The 16,362-nt window shown below is 58.8% G+C and carries 16 protein-coding genes and 2 pseudogenes; 4 read left to right on the top strand and 14 right to left on the bottom strand.

Annotated elements, in window-relative coordinates:
• The first annotated feature begins 105 nt into the window (after positions 1 to 105).
• A complete protein-coding gene (gene leuS / locus SPITH_RS01770; protein ID WP_014624035.1) occupies positions 106 to 2,535 on the top strand; it encodes a leucine--tRNA ligase in 2,430 nt (809 codons plus the stop codon).
• 17 nt (positions 2,536 to 2,552) lie between these two features.
• On the opposite strand, the gene SPITH_RS12260 is transcribed toward leuS, so the two are convergent.
• The 14 genes and pseudogenes from SPITH_RS12260 to SPITH_RS01700 all read right to left on the bottom strand — a co-directional run bounded on the left by SPITH_RS12260 (position 2,553) and on the right by SPITH_RS01700 (position 14,240).
• Positions 2,553 to 3,269, bottom strand: coding sequence for a hypothetical protein (locus SPITH_RS12260; RefSeq protein ID WP_014624034.1), 717 nt, complete (start codon positions 3,267 to 3,269; stop codon positions 2,553 to 2,555).
• Positions 3,270 to 3,298: 29 nt separating this feature from the next.
• The gene (locus SPITH_RS01760) at positions 3,299 to 3,856 is read right to left on the bottom strand and encodes a DUF4416 family protein (protein WP_014624033.1); all 558 of its coding nucleotides are present in this window, start codon (positions 3,854 to 3,856) and stop codon (positions 3,299 to 3,301) included.
• A gap of 687 nt (positions 3,857 to 4,543) precedes the next feature.
• A complete protein-coding gene (gene cas2 / locus SPITH_RS01755; protein WP_013313196.1) occupies positions 4,544 to 4,831 on the bottom strand; it encodes a CRISPR-associated endonuclease Cas2 in 288 nt (95 codons plus the stop codon).
• A gap of 21 nt (positions 4,832 to 4,852) precedes the next feature.
• On the bottom strand, positions 4,853 to 5,887 hold the full coding sequence (cas1c, locus tag SPITH_RS01750) for a type I-C CRISPR-associated endonuclease Cas1c (RefSeq protein WP_014624032.1): 1,035 nt from the start codon (positions 5,885 to 5,887) through the stop codon (positions 4,853 to 4,855).
• Positions 5,884 to 6,531: a CRISPR-associated endonuclease Cas3'' gene (locus tag SPITH_RS01745; protein WP_245523478.1), complete on the bottom strand. Its 648-nt coding sequence runs from the start codon at positions 6,529 to 6,531 to the stop codon at positions 5,884 to 5,886. The genes cas1c and SPITH_RS01745 overlap by 4 nt, the downstream gene beginning before the upstream one ends.
• A 34-nt stretch (positions 6,532 to 6,565) precedes the next feature.
• Entirely contained in the window at positions 6,566 to 6,715 is a 150-nt protein-coding gene (locus SPITH_RS12055; RefSeq protein WP_155816486.1) for a hypothetical protein, read from the bottom strand.
• A gap of 99 nt (positions 6,716 to 6,814) precedes the next feature.
• A complete protein-coding gene (locus SPITH_RS01740) occupies positions 6,815 to 7,810 on the bottom strand; it encodes a helix-turn-helix transcriptional regulator (RefSeq protein WP_014624031.1) in 996 nt (331 codons plus the stop codon).
• 82 nt (positions 7,811 to 7,892) lie between these two features.
• Positions 7,893 to 8,243, bottom strand: a pseudogene (locus tag SPITH_RS01735) (IS1595 family transposase); the annotation flags it as partial.
• Positions 8,244 to 8,302: 59 nt separating this feature from the next.
• A protein-coding gene (locus SPITH_RS01730) for an IS3 family transposase (protein ID WP_245523417.1) occupies positions 8,303 to 9,458 on the bottom strand; the annotation gives its coding sequence in 2 pieces (ribosomal slippage) (positions 8,303 to 9,203 and positions 9,202 to 9,458; 1,158 coding nt in all).
• Between the two features lie 81 nt (positions 9,459 to 9,539).
• A pseudogene (locus SPITH_RS11740) lies at positions 9,540 to 10,046 on the bottom strand (transposase); the annotation flags it as partial.
• Positions 10,047 to 10,154: 108 nt separating this feature from the next.
• Positions 10,155 to 11,828, bottom strand: coding sequence for a cation:proton antiporter domain-containing protein (locus SPITH_RS01715; RefSeq protein WP_014624027.1), 1,674 nt, complete (start codon positions 11,826 to 11,828; stop codon positions 10,155 to 10,157).
• The gene (locus SPITH_RS01710) at positions 11,828 to 12,283 is read right to left on the bottom strand and encodes a PTS sugar transporter subunit IIA (RefSeq protein WP_014624026.1); all 456 of its coding nucleotides are present in this window, start codon (positions 12,281 to 12,283) and stop codon (positions 11,828 to 11,830) included. The genes SPITH_RS01715 and SPITH_RS01710 overlap by 1 nt, the downstream gene beginning before the upstream one ends.
• Positions 12,273 to 12,974: a PTS sugar transporter subunit IIA gene (locus SPITH_RS01705; RefSeq protein WP_014624025.1), complete on the bottom strand. Its 702-nt coding sequence runs from the start codon at positions 12,972 to 12,974 to the stop codon at positions 12,273 to 12,275. Before SPITH_RS01705 ends, SPITH_RS01710 begins: the two co-directional genes overlap by 11 nt.
• A gap of 138 nt (positions 12,975 to 13,112) precedes the next feature.
• Positions 13,113 to 14,240 carry a hypothetical protein gene (locus SPITH_RS01700; RefSeq protein WP_014624024.1) on the bottom strand — a complete coding sequence of 376 codons (1,128 nt, stop codon included), beginning with the start codon at positions 14,238 to 14,240 and terminating at the stop codon, positions 13,113 to 13,115.
• A 134-nt stretch (positions 14,241 to 14,374) separates the two neighbouring features.
• Here SPITH_RS01700 and SPITH_RS01695 point away from each other — a divergent pair, with 134 nt between their 5' ends.
• The 3 genes from SPITH_RS01695 to SPITH_RS01685 are packed head-to-tail and all read left to right on the top strand — an operon-like array spanning position 14,375 to position 16,358.
• Complete coding sequence (locus tag SPITH_RS01695) at positions 14,375 to 14,734, top strand: response regulator (protein ID WP_013313184.1); 360 nt, start codon at positions 14,375 to 14,377, stop codon at positions 14,732 to 14,734.
• Positions 14,731 to 15,351, top strand: coding sequence for a chemotaxis protein CheX (locus tag SPITH_RS01690; protein WP_014624023.1), 621 nt, complete (start codon positions 14,731 to 14,733; stop codon positions 15,349 to 15,351). Before SPITH_RS01695 ends, SPITH_RS01690 begins: the two co-directional genes overlap by 4 nt.
• Positions 15,348 to 16,358, top strand: a complete 1,011-nt coding sequence (locus SPITH_RS01685) for a sensor domain-containing diguanylate cyclase (protein ID WP_014624022.1) — start codon at positions 15,348 to 15,350, stop codon at positions 16,356 to 16,358. The genes SPITH_RS01690 and SPITH_RS01685 overlap by 4 nt, the downstream gene beginning before the upstream one ends.
• The last annotated feature ends 4 nt before the right edge of the window (positions 16,359 to 16,362 follow it).

Genomic DNA, 16,362 nt, shown 5'->3' with positions numbered 1-16,362 from the left:
CCGCTTTGTTCCCCCCAGGTTTCTACCTCCTTTCCTGGGGGGACTTTTTTTACCTTCCGGACTCTCTATTGACCTCACCCTGAACCTCCTGTATCATCTTTCACCATGAAAAACTACTCATTCAGAGACATAGAAAAGAAATGGCAACGCTACTGGCTTGAACACAAGACCTTTTCCGTCAAGGAAGATCCGTCGGTTCCGAGGGAAAAACGAAGATACGTCCTCGACATGTTCCCCTATCCCTCGGCAGAGGGCCTCCACGTGGGACACCCGGAGGGCTACACCGCCACCGACATCTATTGCCGCTACCTCCGGATGCGAGGCTATCAGGTCCTCCATCCCATGGGGTTCGACTCCTTCGGCCTGCCTGCCGAGATCTACGCCATCACCACGGGAACACATCCCCGTATCACCACCGAGAGAAACATCAATCGTTTCAGGAAGCAGATCCAGTCCCTCGGCTTCTCCTACGATTGGGACAGAGAGATCGCCACACACAGGCCGGAGTACTACAAGTGGACCCAGTGGATGTTCCTCAAGATGTATGAGATGGGACTCGCGTACATGGCGGAGGTGCCTGTCTGGTTCTGTGAGGCCCTCGGCACGGTGCTCGCGAACGAGGAGGTAATCCAGACCCCCGAGGGACCACGCTCGGAACGGGGAAACCATCCCGTGATCAGAAAACCCCTCAGACAGTGGATGCTCAGGATCACCGCCTATGCAGACCGACTCCTGGAAGGTCTCGACAAGCTCGACTGGCCCGAGTCCATCAAGACCATGCAGCGCAACTGGATCGGCAGAAGCGAGGGGGCGGACATCCGATTCCCCCTCAAAGACCACGACGGTCATATCGAGGTCTTCACCACCAGACCCGACACGGTCTTCGGCGCCACCTACATGGTGCTCGCGCCCGAGCATCCGCTCGTGCAGAAGATCACCACCCCTGAACAGCGAGAGGCTGTCGAGGCATACGTACGACAGGCCCAGCTCAAATCCGATCTCGAGCGCACCGATCTCGCCAAGGAAAAGACCGGTGTGTTCACAGGGGCCTACGCCATCAACCCTTTCACGGAGAGAGAGATCCCGGTGTGGATCTCCGACTACATCCTCATCACCTACGGTACGGGCGCCATCATGGCTGTCCCGGCCCACGACGAGCGAGACTGGGAGTTCGCGAAGAAGTTCGACCTTCCCATTGTCCAAGTGGTCTCGAGGAACGGCAAGGAAGAAGAACTCACCGAAGCCTTCGTGGAGGAAGGCATCAGCATCAACTCGGGCCCCTTCAGCGGCCTCCCCACCAAGGAGATGAAAGAGAAGATCATCGCCTACATGGAGGAAAAGGGAATCGGGAAGCGCGCAGTGAACTACCGCCTGCGGGACTGGATCTTCTCACGACAGCGGTATTGGGGTGAACCTATTCCCGTGGTACACGTAGAGGGAGATGGGGTTCAGCCAGTGCCCTACGACCAGCTTCCAGTGACCCTCCCAGAGGTGGAAAGCTACAAACCAACCGGTACCGGAGAATCTCCACTTGCGGCTATCAGGGAATGGGTTGAGACCACCGCGCCCGATGGATCAGGGAGAAAGGCCTACCGGGAGACCAACACCATGCCGCAGTGGGCCGGTTCCTGTTGGTACTACCTCCGGTATCTCGACCCGCACAATGACCGGGAATTCGCATCGCGCGAGAAGATCGACTACTGGATGCCGGTAGACCTCTACGTGGGAGGGGCAGAACACGCAGTACTCCACCTCCTCTACGCCCGGTTCTGGCACAAGGTGCTCTACGATCTCGGACTCGTGAACACCGACGAGCCGTTCATGAGATTGGTGAATCAAGGCATGATCCTGGGCGAAGACGGGGAGAAGATGTCGAAATCCCGGGGCAACGTGGTGAACCCCGACGATATCGTCGAGGAGTACGGTGCGGATTCCCTGAGGATGTACGAGATGTTCATGGGACCGCTCGAGGCCACGAAGCCCTGGTCGACCAAAGGGCTCGTGGGGGTACACCGCTTCCTCAACAGGGTGTGGGACATAAGCGAACGGGAGATCACGGACGAAGAACCCGATCCCGACCTCCTCAAGCTCCTCCACAAGACGATCAAGAAGGTCACAGAGGACACCGAGCATCTCAGGTTCAACACCGCCATCGCCCAGATGATGACCTACATCAACGAGATCTACAAGCTCGAGCGCGTGCCTCGGTCCCTGTGGGAGCCATTCGTCCTCATCATCGCCCCCTATGCACCCCATATCGCCGAAGAGATGTGGGAGAAACTCGGCCATGAAGGCACCCTCGCCTACCACCCCTGGCCCACATACGACGAGGCCCTCACCATCGACGAGGTCGTCACGGTGGTGATCCAGGTGAACGGCAAGGTCCGGGCCAGGATCGAGGTACCGAGGGACCTTCCCAAAGAGGAACTCGAGAAACGGGCACTCTCCCACGAGCGCATCCGCCAGTGGATCGACGGGAAAGAGATGAAAAAGGTCATCACCGTCCCGAACAAGATCGTGAACATCGTGGTCTAGAACACTCTTTGCAGCCATCAGTCGAGAGGGCTCAGGAATCCCTGGGCCCTCCCTTTTTCATCCACATACACACAGAAGAGAGAGGCGGCCTCCTCATCGAGGAAGTGGTGGATCCCTGAGCAGAGCTTCACGGTACAGGTACCGGACAGGACCTCCGTTGCCCTCATCGGATTCCCACTCCTCCAGATCCCAGGCGGGAAGGCAAGGGTCACATCGAAGACCTCTTTGCCCGCGATATCGTAGACAGAGATGTCCCGTCCGATGATGGCATCCCTCACCCGCTCCCTGTCGAGCTCCCACGGATCCTCCACACGCACCCGGACCTCTTCCACGAACCTCCTCACGTTGAACTCCTCCAGAGGGAACCCTCCGGCCTGGAGCTCGTAGAGCAGACTGCAGGCGGCCCCGTCCTCCCACGAGACAGCGACCTCCCCTCCCTCCCCCCACAGCACCACTCCACCTCCAGGCCGCACCACTCCCTCCCATCCCCGCACCACCCCCTCCAGCACCCACACCCACACCATCCCCCGGTCCACCACCACCTCCACCACCTCACCCGGCCGCACCCCCTCCACCACACCCCCTTCTCCCCCGCTCCAGGCAAGCCGCCACTCCACCGCCCACTCTCTCCAGCCATCCGGCATTCCCGGCAACTCCACCCTCATCACCACCGGGGGCGCCCCACACCCCCCTACCACCCCCACCCAGCAGACGAGGAGCAACCATCTCTTCACACCAGCCTCCATCCCCCCAACAGCCGCACCTAACCTCCCGCTTCACCACCCACCTGCTTCAGCCATATCCTTCGCTTCTCCACATAGAGGCGCCGCATTCGCTTGAACACCTCCTGGTACTCCCTGCTCCTGTAGTCCGGATACGTCCAGGGAAGCGACGAAAACCGCTTCTCACGATACACAAGCGTCACCTCTGCGTAGATACCCTCCTGGAGCGGGATGCGGTGTGCATGATCCTTCGTGCTCGCGAGCACCACCCTGCTCAGATTGAGCAGCCCCGGATCGAGATTGACCCTCCGTCTTCCTCCTTCCCTCCACCGATCCTCCAACTCATTCGACCTCACCTTGAACTCCCACAGGCGAGACGGATCGACGAGCCGCTCGAACGAGAGGAACCACCTGAGTATACCCTCTCCCATCTCCTTATCGTAATATGACGTGTAGCGGAACGGCATGAGGTCGGAGACGAAATCCACAGGCCCCCACTCCATTTCCAACACCCGCTGCACATCCAGGGCGTACACCTCGCTCGAGAGGAGCACCCCCACAAAGAGATTCCAGGGTTCGAACGACCTGCGCAGGCCCATACTCCCTCCTGGTCTATGATATATTCACCCACAACGGATACCGTCGTACACCGTGTCGAAAAGGACCAAGGGTGACTATCGACCGTGTACCGCCCTGCTCTCTAGATGCCTCGACCAGCATATCACACAGATTCTCCCCACTGATTATATCTCCGCACTCGTTCTTTACAAGTAGAGGGAATAGCGATCTATGACCAATGCTACCGTGACACCGCACCTCGTATGGGTCTACATGTTCGCTCCCGTAGTAAGGGAGACGAGTGTACTCAGAGTATTCTCCACGAACGAGACCGTGTTCTCACTCACGAGTCCTGAAAGGCCGAATAGTCCATCACACTGTGGGCTTTCAGACTCAGCATAGGTGACGGGCAATAGGCAACCCCTAAAATAAAAGCCCGTTCGCCGGGAAACCCAACGAACGGGGACCACCGACCCCCGCAGGGGTGGGCACAATTACAGTACTCCTCTCTATCGGAATACGCCATGTTTCAATCCACGCACCCGCGGGGGGCGCGACTGCACACCTTTTTCTCTCTATATGTGAATAGCTTACACCCTCCATCCCCCGAAATCAAGTCCCTTGTACGCCATCCCCCTCTCCCTTCTCCCCTTTTTTCTTCCCTTCTCTCCAGTTATCAAAGAACGAACCTCCCGAGGATGTTTCACACCTTCGGGTTCGCGACCGTATTAGATGATCATAGGTTCATCGGGCTCAAACGATCGCTGTTTCCCCAGGCTCTCCACGCGTCGCTTCCAATTGGCACCCAGGAAATAGAACCTCACACTATCGTACTCCGGATTGATGATCGAGGAGATATGCGCTTTCAGGTTGACCCATTGCGCGGGGTCGACGAGGCACTCAAAGACCGAGTATTGAACCCGCTGTCCAAACCCTTCACAGAGCTTCGCCATTTTGCGAAGTCTTTTTTGACCTCCTTCATCCTGCCCCACATCATAGCTCACTACTACCATCATCTCGAACCACCCCCTTGCATCTTACTTCCAGAAAAAGGCGGGATACCCATCCAAGTCGCCTCGTATGTATCGGGCGAGCAACAGGCCTTGTACATAAAACAAGAGACCTATCGGGATCTTCTCTCCCAAGAATGGATGGGTGATCTCCTCCTGTTTCCTCTGCTGATACGCAGTAAGTACCTTTTTTCTCCCCTTCTCGGTGAGGAAGACCGCACCGTTATCCAAAAGTTCGAAATCTTCTGCTTTTATCTGTCGCAAGTTCACAAGAGAAAGGGCTATCCTATCCCCGAGATAGGCCCTGAGTTCTTCAATGAGATCCAACGCGAGGGACGCCCTTCCCGACCTGTCCTTGTGGAGGAATCCCACTGCGGGATCGAGGCCCACCGCCTCAAGTGCCGATATCATGTCGCAGTAGAGGAGCGTATACAAAAACGAGAGAAGGGCGTTCATTCTATCGAGTGGAGGTCGTCGGGAACGCTCATGGAAAAAGAAGTCGGCCTTCTGACTCGTAATGCACTGATCGAACAAGGTAAAATAAAGACGAGAGGCATCTCCTTCTATCCCTCGGAGTTCTGTGATCGTCGGGGTCCGTGCTACTCTCTCCTTAAGACGCAGCAAAAGGCCAATAGCGCGTTGAAACCTTTTGGGATCTGTGATTTTCTCTCCATGATCCTGAAAGGCTCGCTGAAGCACACGTCTCGAGTTATGGATCTTGGCCAGAATCACCGTTCGAACAATCGGAAGACTGCGCTCTTCACTGTCCGCGATGCGATACTGTTCCCTCCTGAGTAACACATTTCCCCGGGTGGGGCCTGTGGCTCTGGCCAAGAAACGACCGTTCCTTGAAAAAAAGGATACGGAGATTCCGTTCTTTCCACAGTGTCCCAAGAGAAACGGAGTCACGAGCACGTTCCCGAAGCAGACAATCTGGGAGAGCTGAATGAGTGGGATACGCGTGAGGAGGCGCTTTTTCTGAAAGATAGCCACACACTCATGGTCTTTCTTAAGATAGAGCTTCTCGGTAGTGATAAATAGTGTATTGAGGAGTCGCTTCAAGAGGATGAGAGGGTCTTCCCTCCGCCTGTAGGGACAGTAAGGGAGAAGAAGCCCTGGGGCTCTCGGGCCGCATCGAGACATGCCCGGTAGATCTCTCCACGTATGGCATCAAGCGGAGAGGGATGGGAGGTGCGCTCCTCCAAAAATCTCTCCATCGAGCCGAAAAAGCGGGCATGGAGCGTCTCGATCGATGGATACGTGCCTCTGAGGCGTGATCTCTCAGGGTCCATAAATCGCTCGGTATCGAGAAAATCCGCATCCACAAGAGCCGAGTAGAGCATCTTCACAAAAAGATAAAGGTACATCCCTGCGAGGGTGAGATCCGGAGGGGTTTTTGAGAGATACCTCCCCAGGTCTCGCTTCAGCCTTTCTACCTGGTGTGCAAGGGCGTCTTCGGATACCTCCAGGAGGTGTGCCACCTGCTGGAGGTTGTGGGGAGGTAAAGGGGAGGTCTTCTGAAGGCGAGTAAAGAGGTTGTGGTCCGAGGCATCTTTCCCATTGGGGAGTCCGGTATGGTGCCCCGCGATCGGGTAGGCAAGGAACATACCAAGCGGTTCCCACTCCTTCCCACGCTGGGAGAACTGCTCTTTTACGAAAAGGGCTCCGGGTGTGGAATGGTCTACCGGGGTGGATGAACCTTCCAGTCGTTTGAGAAAGGCGTCCTGAGCCTTTCCCAGATCATGATACCTCCCTTGTGATTACTCCTAGTACCTCTGCATCCCACTTCCTTGCAAACCTGCCTGCAAGAGAACCGACTTCCGCCAGATGCTCCTCAAGTGTCTGCCATTTCTCCTTTGGCAGATCAGGACGGGAGTGAGCATAGAACATGCAGCCCCTCCTTTCCTTCCTCCTTTAGCTTTACTATGAGCGTTCCTTTCCTCACTCACTCATTATACCACTCTCCGTTGCAAATCCTGCAAACCACTCTCACTTTTCCCCGCATTTTCCCCAATACAGCTCATACATGGCTCTGGCTTCCTGAGCGAGGTTTTCACGGAGCCATTGGGGGGACAGGACTTCCACGTCTTTGCCCCACCCTCGTATCCAGGGGAGCATCTCGCGCGGCTCGCTGATGCGGGCACGCCAGATGATGCTGCCGTCGGCTTGAGGCGCTTTTTCCTCGCGCTCGTGCCACTGTGTCTCCACCACCCGGTAGGCCACGTCCCTGGAGAAACGGAGCACCACCTCTTCCTCTTCCTCACCCCACCACACGTTCCAGGCGGAGGAGAGGCGCGCGGTGAGGTCGATGCCGCGAGGGGGCTCGAACCGGGTGAAGCCCTGCTGGCGCACCCGACGGATCCTGTCCACCCTGAAGGTGCGCAGGTCGCCGAGCTCGGGACACCAGGTGATGAGGTAGTAGCTCCGACCCACCAGGTTGGGCCTGATGCCGAGGATGCCGCAGAGGTAGGTCTTCTCCGGCTTGTGAGGGGCCTGGTAGGTGAGCTCGATCATGGTGCCTTCGAGCCAGGCGCGCGAGACGGTGTTGAATATCTCGTCCACCGGAGGCGAGGAGGGTCGGCGCGATCTCATGCGATCGGCCTCCTCCCTGAGGAGGGCCCGGAACCAGGAGGGGGCCACGGTGAGGCGGTCGGCGATCTTGGCGAGCATGCCGGCTGCGAGGGCGCACTCCCTGTCGAGGTGGGCGGCCATGAGGAGGGCGGCGTTGTAGAGCCAGACGATCTCCTCGCGGGAGAAGGGGAGTTCCACTTTCTTGAGCGACACGAGGGCCTCACCCCGACTCCCCCTCCCGTACTCGAGGGGATAGCCCATCCGCTCGAGATCCTGGAGATAGCGGGTGATGGTGGAGAAGCTCACGCCGAGCCGCTCCGCGAGGTCTCTCCTGCTCCTCGGTGCCGAGGAAAGGAGGTTCATGAGGTCGAAAAAACGGGTGGTCTTGGTGCCTTCACCGCGATGGTGCGCCACGTCGTCCTCCTTTTTCCCCCTTCCCACTCCCCAGTATATATAGAAGCGGACGAATGTTCCATATTTTTATATCAAAAGGTGATTATCCATTATTTGCCACCCGGGAGTACTCTCTAAGTACCTCCAGCAGAAGCTCGAATAGATCCTCCTCCCTATGATTATACCGCCACTCCAATTCTTTCAAGTACAGCGGAAAACGTTCTACACTCACCCCGTGATGCTGGAGCAGCCGCCCTTTCGCATAACTCCAAAACCCCTCTATCCCATTGATGTACACTTTCCCATTCGCAAATCGCTTCCCGTGATCAATCCGCTTGTGCCTGAATCCATAGCTCACAAGCCCATCATAGCTCTTGAACCGGTCGGTATACACAAGCGACCCCCGCTTCACTTTGGCCACTGCCAGTCGTACAAGCTCCTCCGCACTTACCTGTACTGCGCCCATTAAGTCAAGACAAAAAGGGTAGGGAGAAATGGTAGTACCGAAAGGGGTCATGCGACCTCCTCTCCTTGCATCTGCGCCCAAAGGGCCTCATATTCCTCGGGGCTCCTGTACCCTAGCGCACTGTGGACATAGTGCTGGTTGTACTCCTCCGCCCATCCCCTCACCGCCTCCTCCAGCTCCCCCACGTGCTCCCACTCCCGCAGCCACAACAGCTCCTCCTTCATCGTCCGTATCATCCGCTCCGTGTCCGCATTCCCCTTCGGATTGTTGTAGCTCGTGAACACCTGTTCGATCCCCAATACCTCCATCGCCTTCATGAACGACCGGCTCAACGGTTGGCTCCCGTTGTCACTCACCAGCCGAAGCCCTCTCCCCCTCACCCCCTCGGGAAACTCCCGCTCCACCGCCATCTCCATCGCCGCACACCACTCCTCACTCCTCCCCCTCACCGACACCTTCCACCCCACCAGCTTCTTCGTGTACCAGTCAAGTACGATCACGAGATAGACCCATCCTATCCCTTTCACCAGCACCTTCGTCATGTCGATCCCCCACCACTCCCTCGGTCTCCTCGCCACCGGCTTCCCTCGCCCACTCCCACGTCTCGCTTTCTTCTTCTCCCGTCTACACATAAGCCCCGCACCCTTCATAAGTCCTCTCACCCGCTTCTCGCTCACCTCCTCCCCCTCCCGCCTCCTCAACCACCACGCCACCCGCCTGTACCCCCAGTACGGATGCTCCCCCACAAGATCCCTGATCTTCTCCATAAGCCGCCCATCGTCCCTCTCCTTCTCCTCCCGCTTCTTCCCCACCTTCTGCCCCCTTTTCCTCCTCGCATAGTACCGGCTCCGACTCACGCCAAGTGCCTCACACGCATCCTTCACCCGGTACCCTTCCCCCACCAGCCGCTCCACTGCCTCTATCTCCCCAACAGCTCCTTCGTTTTTTTAGTATCTCGATCTGGATCGCCTGCTTCGCTATGATCTTCTCAAGCTGCTCTATCTTCGCTCGATAGGTGTCCTTCTCCTTCCTGCCGTCTGCAAGGGCTCTCGTGCCCCCTTCCAGAAACCTGTCCCGCCATCGGTAGTACATCGTCTGGCTGATCTGGTGTTCCCGGCAGATCTCGGCGATCTGCCGTTCGCCTCGGAGTCCTTCCAGGACGATCGCAAGTTTCTCTTCAGTGGTCCATGTCCGCTTCTTCATCTGCGTCCTCCTCCCTTATTCCAGTCTTACCTCTACCATTTCTCCGTGTCCACTCCTACGGGACGCAGTATATACCTGCTCCACCACTTCCACCTGCACTTTTCCCCCTCGCTCAAGAATCCCAAACACAGGAATCTTCCCTGCCGCCCCTCTCCCCCTCTTCCCCTTTCTCTTTCCTCCAAAATAACTTTCGTCCATCTCTACTTCACCTTCGAGCAGGCTCTTCCCCTCCTTCTGGGTGTGGACCCATATCGCCTTCCGAAACAATGTGTAGAGCCTCAGCGTCACCTCATAGGAGAGCCGTAACTGCAAAGCCGCCTTGTGGGCGGTAACTTCCATCTCAAAGAGCTTCATTGCCCACAGGATCTTCTCCCAGGAGAGCTTCATCCCCTCGAAGATGCTCCCTCGTCGTATGCTCCACTCTTTCCTGCACTGGTAGCACTTGTACTTCTCTCGTCTCACCTCGCCTATATGCTCACTTCCACAGAAGGGACACCGGGTGTACGTGACGAGGAGTCCTTTCTCTCTCAGATAGGAGACCGTTTTCTCTCTATCGCTTGCAAGTGTTGAAAGACTTACGACGTCCATATCCGTGCCACCTCTCTCTTCGGTATTATACCACAGGTGGCTCAAAAATGGTAATCACCTATCAAAAAAAGCCGGCCGTGCGGCCGGCATCGGTGATTGAGGAGGGTGTTAGAGCCCTGTCCTCGCCTGGGCGCTGAGGAGCTCCCGTCTCACGAAGTGGCGCACCATCCGTTCCTCGAGTATGCCCAGGACGTGTCCTCGATCGTCCAGCACGGGAAGGAAGTCCACGTTGCGGCGACGCATGATGCGGAGGGCTTCATGGAGCGGGGTGTGGGGGTGGACGGTCTCGGGGAAAGGGGTGAGGATGTCCTCGGCGATGACGAACTCCTGGAGCTCAGGCTCGGCGAGGGCCTCGCGCAGGTTCTCGAAGCCCACCACACCCCGGTACCGATCCTCGGCATCGACCACGGCCCACACGTTCCAGTCGTGTTCGGCATAGAGCCTGAGGAGCTCCGAGAGCCGGATCGTGTTGGGCACCACGGCCCTGTCCGCGGGAAGCACGTCGGCGACTCTGTGACGCGTGAGGATGTCCTCCTCCGTCACGTTGAGCCCGGCCTCACCGGCCTTCTCGAGCGCCACCTTCACGAGCGCAGGTCCCACAAGCTGGACCACGAAGACCGTGGTGGTCACCACCACGAGGATGGTCTGGCCAATGGTCCCGGGAAAGCGCTGATATGCGATGAGGGAAAGGCCGATGGCGACACCCGACTGGCTCAAGAGACAGAGGGGGAGGTAGCGTCCCACCTTCTCGGGTGCCCCGCTTATCCAGGCGCCCATGCGTGTGCCGACCGTCTTCCCCCCTATCCGGAAGAGCAGGAAGGCCGCGATGAACACAAGGGCCGAGAGGGAGATGCTCGCCACCTCGAGGCTCGCACCGACGAAGACAAAGAAGAGCAGGTAGATGGGACCTGCGAACTTCTCGAGGAGCCGGAGGATGACCTCGGTCTTGCGCGGCGCATACTGGCGCAGGGCAAACCCCATCACGGTGGCGGCCATGAGCATGTCGAGGTCGAGGGCAAGGGAGAGGCCCAAGACCAACACGACCATGCCGGTGGTGAACACAAAGATACGCTCCTCTTCGGTGTATTGTGCGAGCTGTCGAGAGAGGAGCCATGCTGCCACCCAACCGAGCAGAGTAGCTCCTCCTATCTCATAGAAGGGTCGGCCTATAGTTACAACGAGGTTGGCGGAAACCCCCATAAGTGCAAAGGAGATACTGGAGGTTATCGCAAAAAGGAGAAGGGCGAGCACGTCATCGAGGGCAATGATCCCCAGAAGGGTGGTGGTGAGCACGCCTTTCGCCCGGTATTCCCACACCACGTCGGTGGTGCCGGCTGCGGCCGTGGCCGAAGAGATGGACCCGGCGAGCAGGGCGATCACCAGCGAGGTCGTCGGATCGAAGAAGAGTCGTCCGAGGAGGAAGAAGCCGGTGCCCACCATGATGAAGGCGCCGAAGACCTCGAGGAAGAGGACCCAGGTGAGGACCTTCCCGTGTTTCTTGAGGAGCGAGAGGTCGAGTTCGCCGCCCAGGGCGAAGCTGATGAGCCCCAGGGCGAGGTAGTTGAACGGTTCGAACGAGGAGAGGAAGTCTTCGGAGAAGAGCCGCAGGCCGCTCTTCCCCACGAGGATGCCCAGGAGGATGTAGGCGATGACCTGGGGGATGCGTGCCTTCTTGAAGTACACGGCCCCGATGGTGCCGCCGAAGAGGACCACGCCCAGAAGGAGGAGGACGTTGAGCTGTTCGACGGAGATACGTGAGACCAGATCGTGGAACACCTCCATCAGTCGTCCTCCCGCTTCAGGACATCCACCACTTCCTCGGGGGAGCGGGCCGAAAGGAGGGCCTTTCGCACCTCTTCTCTCTTGAGGGCCTTCACCACTCCCGAGAGGATGCGGAGATACTCGCGGTGCTGGCCCTCTCCTACGAGGATGAGCACCAGGATCTTCACCGGCTCACCGTCCATGCTCTCGTAGTCCTCGATTCCCTGCGGTTGCAGGCCTATGACGATACAGGGTTCCTTCACTCCCTTGTAGCGGAGGTGGGGGACCCCTATGCCGAGGCCGATGCCCGTACTCATGAGGCCCTCACGTTCGTGGAGCCTCTCGAGGAGGTCATCGGGTTCGAAGGGTGAGACCGCACCCGCGAGCCGGGAGACGAGGGCTTTGAGGGCCTCGTCCTTGGATCGCGCAGACAGGAAGACCACCCTGTCGTGTGAGAGATACCTGCTAAACGTCATCTTTCTCCCTCTCCTTCTCGTACGAGGTGATATGGGAGATCACCTCCTGGGGGCTGCGTGCAGAGAGGAGCCTCTCCTGCACTTCTTCATGGGAGAAGAGTTCCCCCAGGGCCGCGAGGATCTTCAGGTGAAGCTGCAGACTGGGGATGGCGAAGAGTGCGATGAAGTGTACGTCGCCGTCCCCCGGTGCATCGCTGAAAGGCACACCCTCGGGGCTTATGGCGAGCACGAGCGCGTACTCCGGCACCACCTCGGGGCCCACGGCGCGGGGGTGCGGGAAGGCGACCCCCGGCCGCATCACCGTGGAGCACTGGCGCTCCCGTATGAGCACGAGGCGCACGAGCTCCTCCGGATCCTTCACCCTCCCGGCCCTGAAGGCCGCGTCCACCATCTTCTGGAAGGCTTCCTCTTCTCTTGTCGCCGAGAATCCCGTCAGCACGCACTCGGGCGAGAGGAGTTCCGCCACCCCTCCGTGCCACTGGGGAAGACGCTCCCACAGGGCGAACTCACCGCCCGCCATCTGTCTCTCGATCCACTCGGCGAGCTTGTCCCTGCTGAAACGGAACTGTCCCCCCACCTTCATGGCGGGGATGGTCCCCTCACGGGCGAACTTGAGCACCGTGCGTTCGCTGAGCCTGAGGATGCGCGCCACTTCCTCGGTGGTGAGGATGGGAGGATATTCATCAAGCATAAAAATCCTCCAAAAGGGGCTATTTTCCTCTATTTTCCCCTCTTTTAAGATTACTTCTCCTTGCCGAAAAAGACAACCCCCGACGTCCTCGTCGGGGGTTCCGGGCGGTTCATCCCGCCGGGGATGGCCGGCAGGCACTCAGGGGAAGAGATCGACCCCTACCCAGTGCTCCACGGTGCTCATGTCCTGGGCGATCATTCCCATGGGGACGTCGTCCGTGAGTTCGGCCACCAGGTAGGTCCCGCCATTGAAAGGAAAGCGCGCACCGTCTCCCGGCACATCCACCGCGGCCATCGCGTGCCGGTACACCGAGGAGACCATGAGGATACCGTCATAGCCCAGGTGGTGGAGGATGATCAGATACGCGAGGGCGAGGGCATCGCAGTCGCCTGCGTGGCGCCTCACCGCCGATATGGGAGCCCTGAGGTCGGAGAGCGTGCCCGTGCGCTCGAAGGCGAAGCCCTGGAACCAGGAGAGGAGCCTCGAAGGCACATCACACGCGCCTCCTCCCATCCGCTCGGAGAGTTTCGCCGAGACATCCCTGAACCTGGGGTACTCGTCGCGCACCACCATGCGGTAGTAGCGCCTCCAGGCCTCCACCGACGGCGGATCTCCGTAGGCCAGGAGGACCCTCGCCTCGCGTTCTATGAGGACCTGAGCGGCATCCTCCTCGCCGGGATCGAGGAGGAACGCGAGCGTCCCCCCCTCGAACGGGACGTCCACTCTGGTGCGCGAGGGTCCCTCCACCGGGTAGTAGAACTGGCCGATGGGGCCCGGGTAGAGATACCAGTCGCTGGAAGGGGCGAAGGAGTCGATGGCGCTCAGGAGGAAGTCGTGATACCTCTCGTACACCTCCTCGGGCGCATAGGCCATGAGGATGTAGTCGGCTTCTTCTCCGTTGATGAAGACGAAATATCCTCTCACGGTGCCGCCCTCCACCGGGAAGGCGGCGTCGGCGAGAATGGCCTGCATCCCTCCGTAGGGGGCGAAGGCGCTCACATCGCCCTCGGCCTCCAGGGAGGAGAAGAACGCCTCACCCATATCCACGGCGGAGGAGAATCGTTGACCTGGAAAGGCTGCCACCTGGAACGAAGCCACCTGGTAGGGATCCGTCACCGAGACCCCTTTCTCGGAAGGAGAGAGCTGCCACCCCTCGGGTGGATCGACGATGAATCCCCAGCGGTCGTCCACATGGGGGGCGCCGGAGAGCACCATCGCGGCCGCGAGAATCGATACCCCCACGCGGATCCCTTTGGACAGTTTCAATTCGCACTCCTCACTCGCAGTATAGGTTTTGAATCGGGAGATTCACCGCCTTTGTTTACATTATAATGGAAATGCTTGCAGTTTTCGATAAATCGACTATAGTTAAAAAGAGAATTCACACAGGAGTGTACCCTATGGCGAAGACGGTACTGGTCGTCGACGATGCGCTTCTCGCCCGGAAGATCGCACGAAAGATCCTCGAAAAAGAGGGCTATCAGGTGGAGGAAGCGGAGGGCGGACAGGAAGCCATCTCCATGCTGGAGGCCCAGCGCCCCGACGTGCTCCTCCTCGATCTCCTCATGCCGGGGATGGACGGCATCCAGGTCCTGGAAGAACTCGCAAAGAGGCGCGTCTCCGTGCCCACCATCGTGGTGTCCGCGGACACCCAGGAGAGCACGAAGCAGCGGTGCATCCAGCTGGGAGCCAAGGTGTTTCTCAACAAGCCGCTCACCGAGGAGGAGTTGAAAAAGGCCTTACAAGAGGTGTCCCAATGAAGATATCCGAGGTCCATCTGGACTACCTCAAGGAACTCATGAACATGGGGGTGGGAAGGGCAGCCCGGGTGCTCGGCAGTCTCCTCAACGCCCCCATCGAGCTGAAGGTTCCGGAGATCTACATATACACCAAGGCGGAGATCCTCAAGGAGTTCTCGGCCTTTCCCGGGGATCGTATCTCCTCGGTGCTCCTCCCCTTCGACGGGGCCTTCACCGGCCTCGCCTTCCTCCTCTTCCCTCCCCAGAGTGCACAGCACCTCATCAGTCTCCTCGTCCAGGAGATGGACGAGGATGAAGACCTGGACGAGATCAGGGCGGGCACGCTCTCGGAGATCGGCAACATCGTCCTCAACTCCATCATGGGTACCTTCTCCAACTTCTTCTCCTCGCACATTCAGTACACCGTACCGAGCTACACCGAATCACGGCCCGAAGAGCTCTTCCAACACTACACCAAGGCCCACAAGGAGTATTCGTTCCTCCTCGCGAGGACCAGGTTCACGGTGAGCTCGCTCAACATAGAAGGCGACATCGTCATCCTCATGGAGGTGACCCCGTTCCAGCATCTCCTCAAGGAGATAGACGCACACTACGAGAGCATCGTGCGGAAGAAATGAGCAGAGAAGAGACAAGGGACACCACGATCCTCCACCTCCCGGCTGAACTCTTCAACGCGGTTTCGGTGGGGCTCCTGATCCTCACCGAGGAATGGAAGGTGCGCGCCTGGAACCACAGGATGCAGGAGTTCACCGGTATAGAAGAGGAACGCGTGGTGGGGAGAGACCTTCGGGAGTTCCTGCCCGAGTTCAAGAAGGAGAAGTACCAGGTGCTCCTCAACATCGTCTTCACGGACGGCGCACCGGTGATCCTCTCCCCCCAACTCCACAGGAAGCTCTACGTACCCGCCCCCATCTACCCCGAGGCCCCTCTCCAGGAACGGTTCTTCTTCACCACCATCGCCCCCGCATCCCTGGAGGGACTTCCCTGTGCCGTGTTCACCGTACAGGACGTCACCGATCTGGTGAAGCGTATACAACTCTACAAGGAGATGAAGGACCGCGCCCTGGTGGAGATAGAGCGACGCAAGCGGGTGGAGGAGCAGCTCCTCGCCATCAACAAGAAGCTCGAACGGTCGGCCCGCACCGATCCACTCACCGGGCTGGGAAACCGCAGGGAGATGGAGGAGCGACTGGATGCCGAGATCGGGAGGGCCCTGCGTACGGGCTCGCCGTTCTCCATCATCATGGCCGACATCGACAACTTCAAAACATTCAACGACACCTACGGCCATGACTGCGGGGACTACATCCTGGTGAAGCTCGCACAGCTGTTCAAGCAGAGCCTCAGACGACAGGACTCGATCTCCCGATGGGGGGGAGAGGAGTTCCTCATCCTCCTGCCGGACACGAGGAAGGAAGGCGCCCTCGTGGTGGCCGAGAAGCTGAGGACTCGTGTGGGAGAGACCCCCTTCCTCTTCGCGGGGAAGGAACACAACGTGACCCTCACCTTCGGGGTCTCCACCTTCGACGAGACATCGCACACGGTCTATGAGTACATAAAGCGGGCCGATCAAGCCCTCCTGGTGGGAAAGGCCTCTGGAAAAAACTGCGTCCGTTTCCTATGATGTG

It is taken from the genome of Spirochaeta thermophila DSM 6578, from assembly GCF_000184345.1.
Lineage (GTDB): Bacteria > Spirochaetota > Spirochaetia > Winmispirales > Winmispiraceae > Winmispira > Winmispira thermophila.
The sequence above is the reverse complement of the archived record's forward strand: the minus strand, read 5'-3'. Positions and strand labels throughout refer to the sequence as shown.